Annotated in this window: 9 protein-coding genes; 5 read left to right on the plus strand and 4 right to left on the minus strand. The window is 41.7% G+C overall.

Features of this window, described 5'->3' with window-relative positions; genetic code table 11:
* Nucleotides 1-480 precede the first annotated feature (480 nt).
* The 5 genes from EXU57_RS24830 (at nt 481) to EXU57_RS24850 (ending at nt 9,372) form a co-directional block, all read left to right on the plus strand.
* Nucleotides 481-2,871 (plus strand): PAS domain S-box protein, encoded by a 2,391-nt coding sequence (locus tag EXU57_RS24830; protein ID WP_165958300.1) that lies wholly within the window; start codon nt 481-483, stop codon nt 2,869-2,871.
* Between the two features lie 876 nt (nt 2,872-3,747).
* Nucleotides 3,748-5,082 carry a vanadium-dependent haloperoxidase gene (locus EXU57_RS24835; protein ID WP_165958302.1) on the plus strand — a complete coding sequence of 445 codons (1,335 nt, stop codon included), beginning with the start codon at nt 3,748-3,750 and terminating at the stop codon, nt 5,080-5,082.
* A gap of 1,686 nt (nt 5,083-6,768) precedes the next feature.
* A complete protein-coding gene (locus EXU57_RS24840) occupies nt 6,769-7,899 on the plus strand; it encodes a hypothetical protein (RefSeq protein ID WP_133270974.1) in 1,131 nt (376 codons plus the stop codon).
* Nucleotides 7,899-8,285 (plus strand): hypothetical protein, encoded by a 387-nt coding sequence (locus EXU57_RS24845; protein WP_133270975.1) that lies wholly within the window; start codon nt 7,899-7,901, stop codon nt 8,283-8,285. Before EXU57_RS24840 ends, EXU57_RS24845 begins: the two co-directional genes overlap by 1 nt.
* 652 nt (nt 8,286-8,937) lie before the next feature.
* Entirely contained in the window at nt 8,938-9,372 is a 435-nt protein-coding gene (locus tag EXU57_RS24850) for a response regulator (protein ID WP_133270976.1), read from the plus strand.
* A 161-nt stretch (nt 9,373-9,533) separates the two neighbouring features.
* Here the strand turns inward: EXU57_RS24850 and EXU57_RS24855 are convergent, their stop codons facing one another.
* The 4 genes from EXU57_RS24855 to EXU57_RS24870 all read right to left on the minus strand — a co-directional run.
* Nucleotides 9,534-9,872, minus strand: a complete 339-nt coding sequence (locus tag EXU57_RS24855; RefSeq protein ID WP_243745711.1) for a response regulator — start codon at nt 9,870-9,872, stop codon at nt 9,534-9,536.
* Nucleotides 9,873-11,182: 1,310 nt separating this feature from the next.
* On the minus strand, nt 11,183-11,611 hold the full coding sequence (locus EXU57_RS24860) for a response regulator (protein ID WP_133270977.1): 429 nt from the start codon (nt 11,609-11,611) through the stop codon (nt 11,183-11,185).
* Nucleotides 11,612-11,747: 136 nt separating this feature from the next.
* On the minus strand, nt 11,748-17,036 hold the full coding sequence (locus EXU57_RS24865) for a PAS domain S-box protein (protein WP_133270978.1): 5,289 nt from the start codon (nt 17,034-17,036) through the stop codon (nt 11,748-11,750).
* A gap of 1,903 nt (nt 17,037-18,939) precedes the next feature.
* Nucleotides 18,940-19,430 (minus strand): T9SS type A sorting domain-containing protein (locus tag EXU57_RS24870; RefSeq protein WP_133270979.1); only part of this gene is annotated, 491 nt, incomplete at its 5' end.

A 19,430-nucleotide genomic window follows, 5' to 3' on the forward strand; every position in this document is an offset into this window, starting at 1 on the left:
TTTGAAGTAAGCATTCAATTTGCGTAACGGTCTTAATTGCAAAGGGTTTTTGGGTTTACAAATTACCCCAAAGTTGCAATCCAGGAAACATCAGCGTGCTTATAAGGACACTCTTGTACCGCATAGTTCTAATCAGCAATGTTCTTCCCGGCCTTCAACTAAACGACATTGATAAAAATGGCATTTCTTAGATAGTAGCATGAATAAGGCCTCACAGAAAATAGTCGCCACCCGATATCTTCACAACTGTTTAATGCCGATTAAGTAATGATTACCCGTGTGTTGCGTCAAATCAAGCCTCGTAACAAAAAATTGGCAAACTCAAACTCAGGCAGTTGCAGTGAAGAAGTCGTAAATCGGCCGGGGTCTTCGAGGGTTATGATCATTGAAATATCTTTCCTTCTTACATCAGTTCCGTTGGATATAGAAACAACAATGATATGTTTTAAAACGCAAATCCATACCTTCATTCTCATCCTTATGAGCAAAGAATCATCTACTACTTTTCAAATACCAGCAGCTGCCTACACAGCTCTATTCAGTGCCCTGCCGGGCGTTAGTTATCTATTGGAAAACAATCCGCCATACTTCACTATTCTGGCTGTCACGAACGGCTTGCTGCCTCTGGTAGGGTTAACAAGAGATCAACTGATTGGAAAGAACCTTTTTGAAGTTTTTCCTTCTAATCCCCACGATTTAAATGACACAGGTCAGTCCAACTTGCTAGTGTCCCTTTTGCATGTGATAGCTCAAAAGGAGGCTCATCAATTGCCTGCCCAACGTTATGATATTATGGATGAGAATGGCCGGTTTGCAGAGCGCTTTTGGAAGGCGGAAAACCGTCCTGTTATTGCATCTAACGGTGACGTGGAATACATTATCCACACCTCGGAAGAAATAACCGCGAAAATCAAGGCAGAAAAAAGAGAAGTGGAAGTAGACGGTATTGAAAGAGCCTTTGGTTTATTTATGGAGGCTCCAATGGTAGTGGGACTTGTAAATGGCGAGGATTACGTACTGGAACTGGCCAATAAAGAAGCTTTCAAGCTTTGGGGGAAAGGCCCTGAAATCATAGGCAAGCCAGTTTTGGAAGCTGTTCCGGAATTGGCAGGGCAAGGCGTTATTGAACTATTTGACCAGGTGCGTAATAGTGGCGAGCCGTTTTTTGCGCATGAAGTGCCGGTTGCTTCCTTTGGTGATGGGAAAGAGGAGCTACACTACTTTAATTTGGTATATCAGCCCTATTACAATAGTGGAAGTTTGAAGGCAACAGGTGTTTTTACAATATCTCATGATATCACAGAACAGGTAAAAGCCAGGCAAAGGACATTGGAAAGCGAGGAACGTTTCCGTTCAATGGCCGACGCTTCACCGGTAATGATCTGGACATTGGATGAAAACGGCAATTTTACCTATTACAACAGCAGGGCTGCACAATTTACCGGGCATACTGAAAAAGAATTAACGGAAGGAAAAAGCTGGCAGGTTGCTATCCATCCTGACGATATAGATTTTGCAAGCAATGTAGTACGGAATGCTGTTGTCAACCGCATCCAATACCAAATGGAATGCCGTATGCAGCGAGCCGATGGTGAGTGGCGCTGGCTACTAAGTCATGGTACTCCTCGTATAGGAAAAGCGGGCGAATATTTCGGCTTTGTCGGTTCCTCCATAGATATAACAGAACACAAAAAGAGCCAACAGGAATTGCAAAATGCCCTTGACCAGATCCGGCTTTCTAAAGAAGCAGCAGAATTGGGTACTTTCGATCTGGACCTGGAAAAAGGAACTATGCATTGGGATGATCGCTGCCGAACTCTTTTCGGCATCAGCCATCATGATACAGTCAGGTACGAGAAAGATTTCGTTGACGGCCTTCACCCGGATGACCGGGATAGAATTACAAAAATTATAGAAAATCTTTTCCAAAAATCAATAAGTGATGGGGACTATGATGTGGAATATCGCACGGTCGGCGTTGAAGATGGCATTATAAGATGGGTTAGGGCAAAAGGAAAAGTTTATTTCAATCAGAATGATCAACCGGTCCGCTTCATTGGTTCTGTACTTGACATAACCGAGAAGGTGATGGCTATTCAAAAAATGGAGGCAGTCGTCGAAGAACGAACAAAAGAGTTGGCGCAAACAAATAAGATTTTGCAACAAATCAACAACGAACTTCAACGCTCTAACCAGAGCCTGGAAGAGTTTGCTCATGCTGCATCGCATGATCTTAAAGAACCAGTGCGCAAGATCCAAATTTTTACGCAGCGGTTGAAAGACGAGGTTACTAATCATTTAACCGAAACAAATGCCAGGCTGTTCAATCGTATTGAAAACGCTACAAATCGCATGGGGAACCTGATCGATGATTTGCTTCTTTACTCACACGTGACTCAGCGTCCGCTTGAAAAGGAGAGCATAGACCTCAACGTAAACATTCAGAAAGTACTAGAAGATTTGGAACTTAATATTGAAGAAAAGAACGCGACGATTAAAGTCGAGCAGCTGCCAATAATATTTGGTTATAGGAGACAACTTCAACAATTGTTTCAGAATCTCATTAGTAATGCTCTTAAGTACAGTAAAAGGGATATTCAGCCTTACATTACCATAGGCTATAAGAACACTGTGGAAAATGAGAAGGCCTACCACATCATTGTCGTAAAAGACAACGGCATCGGCTTTGAGCCAGAATATTCAGATAAGATTTTCCAAATGTTCATCCGTCTGCATGGTAAGGAAGAATATAGCGGAACTGGCGTCGGATTATCCATTGCTAAGAAAGTAGTGCAGAACCACGATGGTTTCATTAAAGTAGAAAGTCAACCAGGTGTAGGCTCAACTTTTAAAATTTATATTCCAGCCTAATTTTCTCCCGCCTATCACTAACAAAGCTGGCTCCATAATGCACAACCGATATTCCTCAATTTCTAAATTGTTTTATGTTGACGAAGAACGTTATAATACATAGAAATTGTAACGATGCAAAAGATTACGATCCAGGTGTTGCCAGACCGGGCTGCACCAGCATCAGCCAGAATCCCCGTAATTTAAGAAGTTTGTGTGTGTAAGTGCTCGTAGCTCTTAGTCCTGCTCCTTTGTTTTAAAAGCTTAAATCCCGGCATTTCCTGGGCCTTTTGCCGGTGCCTGTCTTCCTTTAGCAATGCCCTTGGATGGTGTTCTCGGCTTGAACTGCCGCCAGGACATAGCTGCGGAAAGTTATGCAAGTACAAGTGCCCGCCCGGCTGAAGCCATTCGGACGGGAGTGACACAACCGGCGCTGATAAGAATTCCCGGCCCTAAGTACAAATGAAACAATCATCGTTGGAAGTTGGATATCTATTAACAAAAAACGAACTACTTACTATCGTGCGAAAATCGTTCGAGCTTTTCAATCCAGGCAATTTGGCCTTGCAACATCCGTTTGGATAACTGGATTTCGCTTTATCTTTTTGTCTCTTCATTCTAAAGCATGCTCCAACTACAGGGAGATCTCTCAGTAAAGTTATCGCCCCACTTGTCTAGGTTTGCTTTTCTGCTAAACTACTTAATTACCGTAGGTGTTTAATCTCCGCTACCTTTGATGTAGCACCAGCCAAATAGTATAAGGCCACTGGCTATTAACGAGTTTCAATTTTTATGAATAAGTCACTTTTAGGGGTTTTGATTTTCTTTACAGCTCTAGATAATTGTTTCAGTCAAACCAAGGATACTAAACCGGGATCCGGAAAAGTTGTTGCTCGTGTGTCACGTACTCAGGAGATGTATTCAGTGATTGAAGCGGGTTCGACAAATACACCAACACCGAAGAAAGCTGATCCCAAAAGCTTAACCGATCAGAACCTGTTACATGAAAACTTTGATCAACTAACAGCCATTACCGCAATCGGCAAATTTTCACCTCCGCTTGCAAGCAGAATCTATTCATACACTTCCCTCGCTTCATATGAGGCGTTCCGATTCCAAAAGCCTGGTGCGAGGTCTCTGGTGAAAGACCTGAAGGGATTTCCGCAAATGCCTCTTCCGGATAAAAATAGAAAGTATGATTATTTGCTTGCTGCTACTAAAGCATTCTTTACCGTTGCCAAACAAATAACACTTGCAAAAGACACCATCACCAGCTATGAGGGTAAAGTATATGGAGCGTTCAAAAACCTGCTTAGAAATGACATCTTTGAAAACTCGATGCAGTTTGGCGAACTCGTCGGTAACGCAGTTTTGAAACGAGCAAGTATGGATAAGTATGACGAAACCCGGGCAAGGCCAAAACTTGTTGAAAGCCAGGAACCTGGAAAGTGGCGCCGGACACCCGCTGGTTATTTGTCGGCCCTGGAACCGTATTGGGGGCAAATACTACCACTTGCATTAGACTCTGCCGCTGAAATTAAAGCCCCTCTGCCTCCACCCTACAGCCTCGAAAAAAATAGCGCCTTTTACAGAGCTGCCACAGAGGTTTACGAGATTGGAGTCACTTTGACCGAAGAAAGAAAAATGATTGCAAAATACTGGGACGACAATCCTTTGGTTAAAGACTCTGCCGACAAGGAGTTCGGAAGTAAGAAAATTACCCCGGTCGCTCATTGGATTGGAATAGCAGGCATAGCATGCAAAATGAAAAACTTTTCAGCCATGGAGATATTGAAGACCTATGCAATTACATCAGTGGCGATGCACGATGCTATTATCACCTCCTGGAGCCAAAAGTATCTTCATAACGTTATTCGCCCGGTCACAGTAATTAATGAATTTATTGATAGTAATTGGCACTCCTTTTTGCAAACACCGCCCACTCCCGAACATAGCAGCGGGCACAGTAGTATATCAGCTGCTGCTGCTACCATTTTAACTTACACTTTTGGAGAAAATTTTGCTTTTGAAGACACTAGTGACCTCGCCTACATCGGTATGAGACGAAGATTTTCCTCTTTTAACTCCGCTGCACAAGAAGTATCTATAAGCCGGGTGTATGGTGGAATACACTATCGAACTGGTATCGAAGCCGGGGTCACCCAGGGTAGAGCCGTTGGCGAATATGTCATCAGAAAATTGCTGAAAGCGTCGGCTAAACAGAAACTATAGCCTGGCCTTGTGCTTTGACCGTTGTCGGTGCCTTATGCAGCAGAATACTCGCGAGACTGGGGTATTTACCAGAGAAAGCTAGCAAACAGCATTACCGGTACCATTCGCCGCTTCAACTGGGAAAACGCCTTCTTTCAAGGCAACAGAAGCCTAAACGTATGGTCGGCCACGGTATTGGAAAGACGAAAACATCATTGAACTTGCAGTACCTCTACCATCGATGTAGGACGGGAATTCGGCGTTAATTCAATCAGGGAATTCGTTCATTCACGAGCCGATTGTCAGCGGATCAGAAATAGCCAGGTTGAGCTCGAGAAGGAAAAGGAAAATCCAAATTCTACAAAAAACTTCGTTACAGCGTTTTTCTCTTTCCAGGTAGCTCGTGCAAAGGAAAACTTCGACTGAGACCGCGAAACGGTCTTGCTCCGAAATCATCTTCAAATTCGGCGATAGAACATACTTGAAAACCGGGTTCGCTTACCTCCTACTCCGACTTTCGCTTTACTCCCTCAGCTACCATTTCTTAACCTTTAATAGCAGCTACTTTCTACATGGCTACGACTGCTTATGGGTATATCTTAGTGCTCAGTAAACGCACGCTGCTATCCCGAGTCTACATGAAAGATCAGCAACAACGACATCTTATCGGCGAAAACGAGTCCTTTCCACTGGAAGAAATCGTTTCAGAAAACTTCAACCATCTGTTATACACTATTACAATAGGATTGATGAGAACCAATAAAGATTGCTTATTTAAAAAGTGATTTGATCTCCTGATTGTTTATATTTAGGAAAGCATTTCACAGTGCCTTGCTAATACAACAACAGTCTCTTTCCTAAGCTAAGGGACAACTAAATACCACGAGAGCTGGCGTATGTTTTTTTCGATTACTTGTAAACCGCCAGGGAACGTCCAAGCTTCTTTTTCTTCCAATTTTCTTTTCAAACCCTGGGTCATAGTCTATAGGGAAACCCTTTTGGAACGGAAACGGAGTTGGCTTGTTTAGATGAGTTAGCACCAATTTCGCAATTTCATCTAAGATCCAAAGATCGACCTTATTGTAATAAGCACTCGGAAATCGAATTTATGAACCAGGAGCTTAACTCAGACAATGGAACAAAGAGTAAATTGATAAAACCAGCATACAACTATTGCACTTGCTAAAGTTAGAAATGGTTTGGACGACAGTTAAGAATAGAAAGCTCCGCGGTATTATGCTCTGCTTTCTGCGGTCATTTTGTTTCTAAAAGGCAGCGGAAAAAGCAAGAAAATTTAGGTATTCGGCTCTTGTCTGGACCATCAGAGTGCATCGCTGGTTTCAACTGAAAAACACTATTATGGTAGCGCAAAGAATGTTATCGGTTGATGGTAAGTCTCATTTCTGAATGAGCAATTAAGTTTCAGTGAGCCACCTTCATGAATGTATTTGGTCAAGGTGACAAGGTCAGATAGCGTGCAGCTGAGGAAGGTTATGGTGATTCGATGAGAAAGGCACTCGTATAAATGTTGACATCTATGTGGGATTTTCAATTAAGCATAGTTGCCGCGCTCGCTTGTACGTGTGGTCCTTTCGTCGGCAGGGCTGTGGCATAACAAAGGCATGTGAAACTGAAAGCATTGATTTACCTGCACTTTTGTACTGATGACAAGCTATTAGAACTCTTTTTACCAGTTCAAATCTGATTATGAAAGCGAGTTTATCTTTGATTTTTTTGATTGTTGTTCTAAACAGTGTCTACTCCCAATCAGGTGCTTTAGACTCTACATTTGGAAATGGCGGGAAGGCCATAACACAATTCGCCGGCCCGTTGGGTGCGTATTCATTGAAAATACAAGGTGATGGAAAGATTGTTACTGCTGGTGTAGCCACCAATAATCACCAGTATTTTTTTGCGTTAGCCAGACATAACGCGGACGGTACTCCCGACCTGAGCTTCGATGGTGATGGAAGGGTTACGACTTCGATGGGAGTAGGTCATGAATTCATTTCTTCACTAGCCATTCAGAACGACGGAAACATAGTAGCTGCAGGGCGTAGCACAAGGGGCGATCTCGCAGGGAATGCCCTTACCGACATGGCGTTGGCCAGATACAATCCGAACGGAAGCCTTGATTCAAGCTTTGATTTCGATGGAAAGGTTACGACGGTTTTTGGCGATCAGACCGAGGGCAATGCAGTTGCTATACAAAACGACGGCAAGATCGTTGTAGCTGGCACGTCCGATGGCCGACGTATTGCTGTAGCAAGGTATAATCGAAATGGAAGTTTGGATGTAAGTTTTGGTACAGATGGAAAAGTGCTTTCTTCAATAAGGGCATTTGCTTTTGGGAACATCATGGCGATACAGCCGGACGGAAAAATTTTGGTCGGGGGGACTGGTGATAATGGTGTGAAATTTTCTTTCGTCGTATTAAGGTATAACAGCAATGGGACTTTAGACCACAGCTTCGGTGTTGGAGGAGTAGCTTTTACTGACTTTGGCACATATTCATCGTCTGGGAGGGCCTTAGGTTTACACAGCGACGGCAAAATTGTTCTGGCAGGTTATAGCGAGACCAACACACTTGGTACACTTGCTAGTACACTCGCCTTGGCAAAATATAACAGTGATGGAAGCCCGGATCAAAGCGTCGACGGCGATGGCAAACTAACCACCCAATTCGATTTGGTTAACGGGGCCGCTTCTGTTGAAATCCAAACCGACGGAAAGATTATTGTGGGAGGCTCGACCTATCGAAATGGCTACGCCGATAGTCGACTTTTAAGATATAATCCCAATGGAAGCCTTGATGAAACATTTGGCTACGTGGCATAATGGAGATTTCTCTAGATCCGTTGCATGATATCGTTAATGCTTTAGCGTTACATTCCTCCCGGATCTATGCAGCAGGTACCGGCAACGGTCTTGTGCTCGCTGCCTTTAAAAACGACGGTTTGCCTCTTGCCTGTTCTAACGACGAGCTATCACCGATTATCAAAATCAAAGATGTAACTGTTACACTTGATGCAACAGGATACGCAACCATTCAACCATCTGATGTTATTCAGTCGGTCACCGACAACTGGGCTGTAAACAATGCCAGCTATGAAGCCTCAGCTATTACATACAAGACGTCCATTGTTGGGTTAGCACTTCCACCTTGCCATGCTTACATTATTCTAAAGCATGCAGAAGATTTTGCCACGCCTGAGAGAAACTAACGGAGGACAATGTGGCCATTGTAGGGGAGAATAAGGCTGCTGGTGCAACTTTGATCAGTCAGTTTAAGCTACTGCCACCCGCGATCCAGTCGCTGCACAAGTACGCCGAGAAGGTTCAGGAAACCCTGGAGAAGCAGGGAACATGTAAATTCCAGAGGAAGTCCGTGTTTCCAGCCAGGCCAGGCATGCCGTTGAACAGGTTACCCTGAAGTTCCTTTGGGTGTTCTTTAGCGTAAGCCTGCTGTTATTGGCTGGGGCAGGTTTTGGATTGTACAAGGTTGCTGGTGCCCGGGAAGATGCCGCCAAAGCTTTACAGTGTGACCAGTCAGCATATAAGCCGAACCTGGATAGGTGGCTGCAGGCGTACTTTATCCATATGGCTAAAAAACGTCCCGAAGATACAAGAGCCTACATCAAAGCTAATGGATTCACGCCGAATAACTAAAAGTGCTAACGGTTTTAGGTCTTTGGATTCACGTAATTTGCGGGAATTTTACATTTAGCTTGATATGCTGACGAGACGATACTCAAGATTATGCATAACGTGTCTTACGGATTTTGAATTGTTCTTTAATGAGTTGTGCGCCACCTTGTCAAAATCAATTACTTTACTTATGAAACATGGAAAAACACACAATCTAAATTCTATACAATGAATAAAAGTGGGCCGATTATCATTATTGAAGATGATGTTGATGATCAATTCGTTTTGGCAGACATATTCAAAGAACTTGATTACAACAATGAGATTGTTTTCTTTGGGGACAGTGTACAAGCTTTGGAGTATCTGACTGACACAGAAATTGAACCGTTTCTTGTTCTTTCTGATATAAATATGCCTAAGTTAAATGGAATGGAATTGAGAGAGAAAATTCACAATAATGAAGATTTGAGGTTAAAGTCCATACCTTATCTTTTCTTTTCTACTAACGCGGAACAGAAACATGTGATTGACGCTTATTCAAGGTCTATTCAGGGGTTCTTTGTTAAACCAGGTAGCTATGATAAACTGAGAAAGACTATTGTGAAAATCGTAGAGTACTGGCAAGAATGCGAATCGCCTAATTACATAAAGAATACTCAATAAAAAACCTATAAAATGTAGGGTGAATGTGCAATATCATCGGTGGTTAAGGGCTAAACTATAAGAATATAAATCTACATTTTTCATAGCAGCTTGCTCTGATCATATACTACGAAGAAACCCCATTGTCGCCAATGATGATGCAAGAGGTAGATGGAGGTTTGTTATCGTATGTTCGCTTTCCTTGTTAGGTGTTTTGCAACCTCTAAGTACTCCGCGTACTTAGATGGCTTTGTTAGGTAATCAATGGCTCCAAGTTCTTTGTACTTTATTATTTCAAGCTCGGTCTTCTCTGTTGAAAGTACGACAACAGGTATATTCTTATACTTATCTAAGTCTTTCAAATCTTTGAGAAATTCTGCACCAGTAATACCCGGAAAGTATAGGTCAGTTATAATCATTTTAAGGAGCTCACTAGCTTGTAATACCTCTTCCAGGTACACAAACGCCTGCATCGCTTTATGAACATAATGAACATCATCCACCGCCTTGTAGAAAGGCATCTGCAAGTATATCTACATTATCGATATCGTCATCAACAATTAGAATTTTACCTTTAGACATTGGACTAATAGTTTATAATACCTTATGATTGCGATCAAATACATTAGTCATGCTAACATGGTGATAGAACGGCATCAAATCTTTTGCAAATATTTACTTAATTCCCGAAATTTTACACTTAGTAGGATCAGGTTAGCGGAATGCCGTTTCGAATTCATTTATTATAATTAATAAAAACAATTTTAAAAAATTGACCAAAGAAAGTCGAAAACAATAAATGATCTTGAGGATGCACCATTAGTCGCCGAGCATGATCAAAGACGTAAGAGAGATACGGTAAACTCATAGGTATAGGTTAACTCCGTCACATGAAAATAGTAATTAATTCTAGCGAGAATTCAGCTAACCTTTTTATTATTTTTTTGAGCTCTCCGTTCCTGATCTCTCCAATAAGGTGAACATTTCAACGCAAAAACTGAATCTATATTCACGTCAGAGTCCATTAAGGATCTGAGACTGATATGCTATCGACCAACAACTCCTTGCAGTTTACTAAATTCAAGATGATTTATGACAGAAAGCCCTAGCAATGTTCGTATTTAAGCTCCTACAGAATAGCATCATTAAACGAAAACGTTGATATAGTTTATGGCACCGTTATAGTGATCAAAACTCAATTCCGAAAGAAAGAAGATACTCCTGATAGAAGTCTAGTAATAGGGCAAAAGGATATAATCCTCGGTGGAGAGTTGCGTCATACTAACAGGGCTTTAGATGAATTTAATGGCGAACAGAAGTCATTAATACTGCTGCTGCTAAATCTGTTCCAACAAGTGGTAATAACTATTAGTTCATTGTGCTACCTTCAGGGTAATTAGCTTATTGGTATTAAGTACAATCCCAACAAGATACTTAGAATGTTCGTAAAGACGTCAGATCATCTTTCCTGCTACATCAATTATGATCTTGACTTCGTAGTAATCGAGAAGAAGCATTGGTCTTAGATTCAATTTCAGCTTAGGAAGTTAAGAGACTATAAACAACGGGAAGCACTAAACAATGCTAAAATAAACTTTAGTTTCATGATCTCTCAAATTTAAACATTTCACTTGCTGTCTGACCTGCCGTCAACCTTAAACCATGACTAAAACTCGTCAAAGCAGTACCCAGTTTACGATGTCGGTTTTCATGAACAAAGTAAGAGTAACCGATCGTACCCAGCTATTTAAATCAAATTGTGAGTGTGCCATCAATCACAATTCGATCTCGATTCTTCAAGGCCCTTATCAAAGTTATCCGGTCAGTGGTGCTATTGAAGGCCTGAGGATGAGCAATCAGGCAATTGACGCCTAACTAAGTCTCGAACTAGATTAGCGAGACTCTCTTGTAATTCAGAATAACTTAGGCGCTTCGTGAAAAAGCACGTAGCGCCTAATTGCTTGGCTTTGTCTACATCCGAACTGTTTGAAGAAGTTGAATACATGATTACTGGAATGTTATGGTAAACTTCATGTTGTTTTAAGTGAATCAAACAATCCCAACCGCTTACCATCGGCATATTAATGTCCAAGAAAATAAGATCCGGAAGCTGAAAATCACCGCTATGTAGTTTCGTTAATGCTTTTGGCGCATCTGCAGCAAGATAGCAGGTGATTTCAGGGGCTATCTCATTTATTGCTTCACAGAACATTTCCCTATCGTCAGGGTCATCGTCAATCAAAAGAATTTTGTGCGACATAACAATGAAAATGCATTGAAGATACGAAACTATTCGAGGGTACTTGCAGTCACCTTCAAAAGAGTTCTAATCTGACGGGTAGAAATTGCGATATCACGTTCACCCCTCTAAATAACACCTTTCCAACTACACGCTGCTATCTTAATGTAGGCAAAAGCAGCGTAAATGTCGCTCCTTTATTCAACTGGCCATCAGCCCAAATCTCACCTCCATGACGCTCCACTATCTGCTTACACAATGCGAGGCCAAGTCCCGTCCCCTCGTATTCATTTAACGGATTTAACCTTGAGAATGTATCAAAAATCACATCTTTATACTTCTCCTCAAAGCCAATACCATTATCTGACAACGTAATTTTAGCGTACTCCCTATCATTCTGGCTAATCATCGAAGATGTGATATCAATTATTGAAGGTTCATCTGTTTTAGAGAACTTGAGTGAATTCAGTACCAGGTTATAAAACAACTGGAAAATTAACGTAGAATTCCCGCAGACTGTCGGCAGTAGACTTCTTTTAATAACAGCATTTTTTGCCTGCATTAGTACCTCGAGCAAAGACTCAATCTCGTTCATAATACTATGTAGATTTACTTGCTCGACGAAGTTGTCGGCTCGGCTAAGAAGCGAGTAGCTGAGTATGCCATCGATCATTGAAATCATCCGGTCTGTCGAACTTTCAACTTTCAATAAATAGGTCATTGCTTTCTCAGGAAAGACGTTTGAAAACTGATCCTTTAACCTGTTAATGAAAACTTTGATCTTTCGGACAGGCTCTTTTAAATCATGGCTTGCAACATGCGCAAACTGGCGGAGAGAATCATTTGATTTTTGCAATTCATGAGTTCGGTCGCTAACTAAACGGGTGAGTTCTTCTGTAAACAATTTCTGTTCTGTAAAGTCCAGCGCGATCCCAACTAGTTTTAGCGGCTTTTTGTTTTCATCAAATAATACCCGGCCCGACGATTTTACCCAGCGTATGCCACCTTGTTTAGGTTCAATCCGATACTCAACGTTAAAAACACCTCCTTCACTTATCGCCTGCTTGATTACTATTTCTATTTTCTGGCGATCCTCCGGGTTAACAATGGACAGTATGCTGTCATTTGTCAAAGATTGATCAGCAGCATAACCATAAATTTCGTTCCACTTAGCTGTACCATAAACCTTTTTTAATTCAAAATCATACTCAAAAGAACCTAATTGCCCAGCTTCAAGTGCTATATGTAGGCGATCTGACATATTTCGAAGCAACTGTTGAGCTTCCTTCAGCTTTTCAATATTTGTTGCCGAGCCAAACCATTCAAGTACTTTTCCGGTGTTGTCTTTGTAAGGTATATTACGGCCAATGAACCAGCAATATTTACCTTCTTTATTTCGCAGGCGATATTCAGTGTCAAATATGTGCCCTTCCTTTAATGCCTTTTTCCATGTTTCAATTGACTTGGGCCCATCGTCGGGATGCACAATTGCCTCCCATCCTACCCCGAACGACTCTTCGTATGTTAGACCAGTGTATTGGAACCACCGCTGATTAAAAAAATTAGCTTCACCTTTTTCGTTATTGGCCCATATAACCTGGGGGATCGCATCGGTGAGAGTTCGGAAACGTTCTTCACTTACTCTGAGAGCTTCCTCGGCATATGCCCGTTGTATCCTGATAAAAATTCTTGAGGCTACTTCATCAATCAGTTCTAACTCATCTGCCCTCCATACTAGTTCGTGTCTGACAATACTTAGAAGAAACTTCCAGTTGCCGTTAACCATGCCAGGAACTTCAACAATAGAGCCGCCGCCCAGTTGGACACGCACTTGCCTTATATCTTTTAAAAAGGGACTTTCCCGATTAGCGTCTATAATCGCCAACTTTCCAAGAATATATTGCTCTATACCTGTCTCGGTCAGCTTTTCTGAGATCAACTGGGTACCCAACAGGCTGGTTGACTGCTCGTCTTGCCTCCATTCGTAAACCACATTCAGTCTGTTGGCATTAAGGTCAACCAGGCTGAGGTGAAATCGTGATAGCTTCAGTTGTTTTGCTAATTTTAAACCAACACCTGCCATTACCTGCTCGACCGTAAGCATTGGAGCAAAATCCTGATCTAATTGCGCTAAAAAGGCGAGATTGGCTTCGCGACGTTTTCGTTCGGTAATGTTCCTTGCGATTGTGGACACACCAATCACTTGTTGCAGCGAGTTTTTTACAGGAGAAAGAACAATTTCGAGATCAATTTCGTAGCCATCCTTATGTACCCTTATGGTGTCAAACCGAGCGACTTGGCCGCTATGTTCGACTTTGTAAATATTACCTAAAATCTCTAGTAGATCTTGGGGCAATGTTAACATCGTCAGGCTACTCCCAATCGCCTCTTCTGAAGTGTAGCCATAAAGCTCTTCAGCCGCTTTATTCCAACTTGTTATCTTTTTTGCAAAATCAATTGTTATAATGGAATCGTTGGAGGTTTCAACAATCGAGGCAAGGAAGAATTTTGCTGCCTCGAGCCGCCGGGTTTCAGTTAAATCCCGCAAAATCTTCACAAAGCCTACAAGCCTTCCACTATCGTCTCGTAGCGGACTTACAGATCCCGAACCCCAGAAACGAGACCCATCTTTGCGAACATGCCATCTTGCATTTTCAGCTCTGCCCTCCTTTTCAGCTTTTTCCAGTTCTTCCTTTGGAGCGCCAACTTCTAAATCTTCTGTCGTGTATAAAACATCCGCGGTTTTTCCCACAATCTCAGCTTCGGAATAACCGCTTATTAAGCTAGCACCTATACTCCAGCTTACTACATTATGGTTCAAATCAAGTGTAAATATCGCGTAATCCTGGGCGCTTTCAATGACAAGCCGCAAGTACTCTTCGGAGCGCTGCAATGCATTCTCAACTAATTTGCGGCTTGTTATATCGAAAAAGGTGATCACAACCCCATTGATTCTGTCGTCAACAGTTCGGTAGGGTAGCAACCGCATAATAAAAGTCCGATTGTCAGTTGTAGTTACCTCATGTTCAATATTAGTAAGTTTTTCAAGAACAATTCCTGCATCAAGCAACAGCAGATCATAGAGCAATTTGTTCGTTATATCACTTACTGGCCTGCCAAGATCTGAAGGTTTCAAGTTGAAGATTTGCAAGACAGCTGGGGTAAATAAACGGATCAGAAAATTCCTGTCGAGAAAAATTGTACCGATATCTGCAGAACTAATTAAGTTTTCCAGGTTGTTGCTGGTAATACTTACCTCTTCAATTTTGACTTTTAGTTCCTGGTTGACTGTCTGAAGTTCCTCGTTAATAGATTGCAGTTCTTCCTTGCCTGTTTCTAATTCTTCCGCCGCGGACCTCAGTTCTTCATTCATCGCCTGGAGTTCCTCATTTGATGCTTTTAATTCTTCAGTTTGAAATTCATACTGCTGAATAGAGCTCCGCAATTGTGTTTTAACCTGGTTAAGCTCTTCTTCTAGCTGGTTGGCGACAGCTTCATTTGTTGGTTGTATTACGTTTATAGGTTTTTGAAGGTCAAGATCTCGTTGAAATAACACGAGTAAAAAACCCCTTGCTGGCTCGTGCTCCTGCATAACCGGACGCACTTGTATAGTTAGCAGTTCTTCTTGACCATTTACTATGACTTTCACATTTTCTCCGGTTATTGCGGTTCTATTTTGCAATGCCTGGTGAACTAATACACGGAGCTCAAATCTAAGCTCGGACTTAATAATCTTCAGAAGGTTTTTTGATGGTTCGCCACCTTTAAATTCCAGGTACCTTCCCACCTTTTCTGACATATGCACTACATCAAACTCCTCGTTGATGAGAAGGGATGGCGGAGCGTATTGTTCAAGTAATTTCTGATGAAGTTCACCAAATGATACAAGGTCAATCTTATGACTCTCCTTATCACCGAGCTTTTGTGAGGGTTCCTTTTTTGGCAGAACGTAATTCGACGATGCTTCTGGGATAGGCCAGTTGCGGACAGCAACTTCATTGGCTTGAAAAAGATGACCATCACGGCTTATTGTGGAGAAAAGATCCCTTGCTCCATCCACCGATTCAGAAGAACCTAAGAAAAGAAAGCCATCTCGGTTTAAGGCGAAGTGAAATGTTTGGAGGACACGCTCCTGGGCCGTCGTATTGAAGTAAATAAGAACATTTCGACATGCTACCAAATCCAGCCTGGAAAAAGGGGAATCTTTAAGAACGTTATGTGCTGCAAAAATGACCATTTCTCTAACTCCCCGGTTGATGCGGTATCCAACTTCTTCCGGAGTAAAATAACGCTGTAGTCTCTCTGGAGAAACATCGGCAACGTCGTTAATCGTATAAAAGCCTTCCCGGGCAACTGCAATCGCTGCTTCGTCAATGTCTGTTGCAAATATTTGCACCTTCAAAGGTTCGCCTTTGAAGGCCATTTTTTCCGCAAGCAAGATGGCTATTGAGTACGCTTCCTCTCCTGTTGCACAACCTGCCACCCAAATCCTGACTTGATCATCTGGTTTCTTCTTTGCAAGTATCTTTGGTAGAGCCTCCTGTTCAAGGCTACTAAATAACTTTGAGTCTCTGAAAAAGTTGGTTACAGAGATTAATAAATTTTTCAAAAGAATGAAAACCTCTTCATTATTTTCTTTGAGGTATGCTACATACGAAGGAATATCTGGTAAATTCTGAATATTCGTTCGGCGTTCAATGCGACGTAATAAAGTCGGCCTTTTGTAGTTGGCAAAATCGTGGCCTGTACGTGTACGTAAAATTTTGATTATTTCCTCAAAAGCATTATCGTGCAGCTGAGCCCGGGCGGGCGCACTAACACTGTTCTTTGTGTTGCTGTTCAGGCTCGTACGATAGGCGATGATCTTTTCAGGGATATCGGCAACTGGAAGCACCTGGTCAATTAGTTCAGTAGCAATTGCATTTCGTGGCATTTCACTAAACTCTGCTTCCTCGGGATGTTGAGCAAACAAGGCCCCTCCCCTTTCTTTTATTCGCTTTAAACCCATGGAACCATCTGCCCCTGTTCCTGACAAAATCACGCAGACACTTCTGAAACCATAGATATCTGCCAGGCTGCGAAAAAGGATGTCAACAGGTGCACGCCTGTCTTCAATTGTTGTATTATCCGAAGGGACGATATATCCTTCCTTGATGTTCAAATGCTGATTAGGTGCTACTACAAATATGTGATTGGATGCAATCTTAGTTTTGCTTCTAACTTGCAAAACAGGAATACTAGTCACTGTCTGTAATACCTCTGCCAGCTTGCTATCGTGATGCGGTGACAGATGCAAGATTACAACATATGCTATTCCCGATTGAATTGGTACATGTACAAAAAACTCTTTTAGTGCCTTTATCCCACCAGCTGAGGCGCCAATTCCGGCAATCAAAAATTCATCTGTATTTATAGCATTTTGCACTAGAAGATCCTGGTTTTCCATAGTCCGGTTATTTAACTCTAATAAGATTACAACTTCCAGCTTGGTGTTGGATTATATTTTGTCACAATGTGCTACAATTGTTTTGACTCATTGAACTCACTATGAATAACCCTACGAAATCTGAAATAAACGCTTAAATGCAAACTATTAGCAAGCACGCGAACATTTTGATGGCTTTAGTAGCTAAACCTCATTAGTTGTAGTCTTACTCTTGCGCTGAAGGTAAGCTCTCCCGTTACGTTGCTCCCCCCCTATGTAAAGCAAGTAAATGCTTGATAGACTCGTCTTTTAAACAGAAGCAGAGCCTATGGGATCAGCGATCAATTTCCCATTTTAAACCTGTAATCGGCTCTGTCTAAGCTCTCTTCCACTTCTATAGAATTATCTGGTAGCACTGAAACCAGAGCATTAGCCCTGCCTTTCATCAAGGAAGATGAAGCGACCGTTGATAATATCAAACTGCACTCCCAACCGGCTGGGCAAGGCGACAAATGGAAGCATTCAGCTTAAGTTGGAAGGGAGGTATTATATAAAATCAAACTAAACAGATTCTCGAAATCCTATGGTCAGGCACAGCAGGCAACACAAGACACCAATCACCAGAGAAACTAAAAACCAGCAGCATCGAAGGTCTGCGTCTATAAATATTGTCTTTCTAATTTGTTTTTTGATTCATTAGTTACGTTGACCATCCTTTTTGCAAATATAAGGGACGCTCGGGCCCGACAACATAGATATAGTTGAGGATAATGGGTTTGTTCCCAACCCCTATGCAAACAGCCATTTGTTCTCGAACAAGTCCTTGAGTTCAAAACCCTATATACTAGCTACTATGTAACAAACTAAGCAATGTTTCCCGTTAAACAATACGGTAAATCCCACCTTAGTTGTGCAATGAGACTGATTCTTCGGGATACGCCTCTGTTACTAAACAATGGTTTGTTACACTGTACTAGGTTATCGAAAATTTAATCAAACTCATTCACGTTCAGGTGCAAGAGCTTGTTACCAAATCAGAAGATAGATTATCGTCCTACTCAGTGCATTAAAGTTAACTAATATGATCAATTCAGCCTGCGAATCTCAAACAAAATGAACAATAAAAGTAAAAATGTGACGCTTCACATCATCTCTCAAGCTTCACTTTCACCTACTCAATTGAAAAATATTTTCCAATTTTCTTAAGTAATCATCCGTAGGTTCACATACCGATAACTTGCAATTAGAACAATTTAAAAAGATTATTAAAGTTGCATGATGCACTTTGTAACGAGCAGACTAGTCCGTTTAGGTGGTAATCACTCGGAACAAAGATTTAATTCCTCCTGTTCTGAAATTTCAGCTATACTCGCGGAAGACTTTGATCATTTGGCCTTAAGTAAAGCCAACCTTTTACCTCAACTAAATCTAAAAAAGATGATAAAGCACAAAGCATCATGCATATTGAGGTAAAATCCAAAGCTTTTCTCCTTTTATGCCTGTAAATTCCTGCTTCACCGACACGGGTAAATTACTCGTCTATGTTTTTACAAAGAATGATAACCGAAAGTGATAAAGGCAACATTTACCTACAAAGGGACTCGTGAGAAATCCAATGCTTAACAATAACAAATATTTTTATTGAAGAAATACTTTTTTTAAATCTGGATGTTTTTGCTTGCTTAGTTTCTTGTCCCTTACTTTATAACTCGGCTTTCATGAACTTTGGGCTCTCAACAACAAGTCATTAATTAACAGAGATGCCCGCTTAAATTAAGTCTTGAGAACATTGTTTTGCCGAATGATCCTGCAAACTCCTGCAACAAAAGAAGTGGCTAGCAGCAATGCAATAGCCGTAAAGTAAGCCTATGCTCCAAGAGTGGCAAGGGAACTTACCCACTTATGCTACTACCATCTTCGAAAGTTATTTACTTTGATGCTGAAGTACAAGTCTGCCGGTTTGAATTCCTGTTTTGCTACAAATCCTGATGATGTACATTCCAGAAGGCTGACCCCTGACATGAAACGTTTCTGTGCATGACCCCTTACTCGTGTAGATGGTTTTGTGTTTTACTTTTTTGCCATGTTCATCTTGCAGCTGAATAGTGGTTATTCCAGACTCTGGAACCATGAACCGGACCTTGAATTCGCCTGTACTCGGGTTCGGAAAAACTGTAATCGCATTAGGTACTAAAAGTGACATATCATTGTTCAAACTGAAGCTGTTCATGATGTTAGTCAAAGGTTCCGGTGTTATACAAGCCGCTCCCTTATACCTTACAAAAACATGCGCTGCGACCCGGGAGCTATTACCGCTAATATCCCTTGCCGTAATCGTGACGATCTTATCTGTGGCGTCAGTAGATGCTCCTACATACTTGAAACTACCAGCAAGGTAGGCAGGTGTTTGCCTGA

The sequence above is a fragment of the Segetibacter sp. 3557_3 genome (assembly GCF_004354985.1).
In the GTDB taxonomy this organism is placed as follows: domain Bacteria; phylum Bacteroidota; class Bacteroidia; order Chitinophagales; family Chitinophagaceae; genus Segetibacter.

Coding starts and splice junctions, on each gene's coding strand:
- EXU57_RS24845 (WP_133270975.1), top strand. CDS start 7,899: ATGGAGATTTCTCTAGATCCGTTGCATGATATCGTTAATGCTTTAGCG.
- EXU57_RS24855 (WP_243745711.1), bottom strand. CDS start 9,872: ATGCCTTTCTACAAGGCGGTGGATGATGTTCATTATGTTCATAAAGCG.
- EXU57_RS24840 (WP_133270974.1), top strand. CDS start 6,769: ATGAAAGCGAGTTTATCTTTGATTTTTTTGATTGTTGTTCTAAACAGT.
- EXU57_RS24830 (WP_165958300.1), top strand. CDS start 481: ATGAGCAAAGAATCATCTACTACTTTTCAAATACCAGCAGCTGCCTAC.
- EXU57_RS24860 (WP_133270977.1), bottom strand. CDS start 11,611: ATGTCGCACAAAATTCTTTTGATTGACGATGACCCTGACGATAGGGAA.
- EXU57_RS24865 (WP_133270978.1), bottom strand. CDS start 17,036: ATGGAAAACCAGGATCTTCTAGTGCAAAATGCTATAAATACAGATGAA.
- EXU57_RS24850 (WP_133270976.1), top strand. CDS start 8,938: ATGAATAAAAGTGGGCCGATTATCATTATTGAAGATGATGTTGATGAT.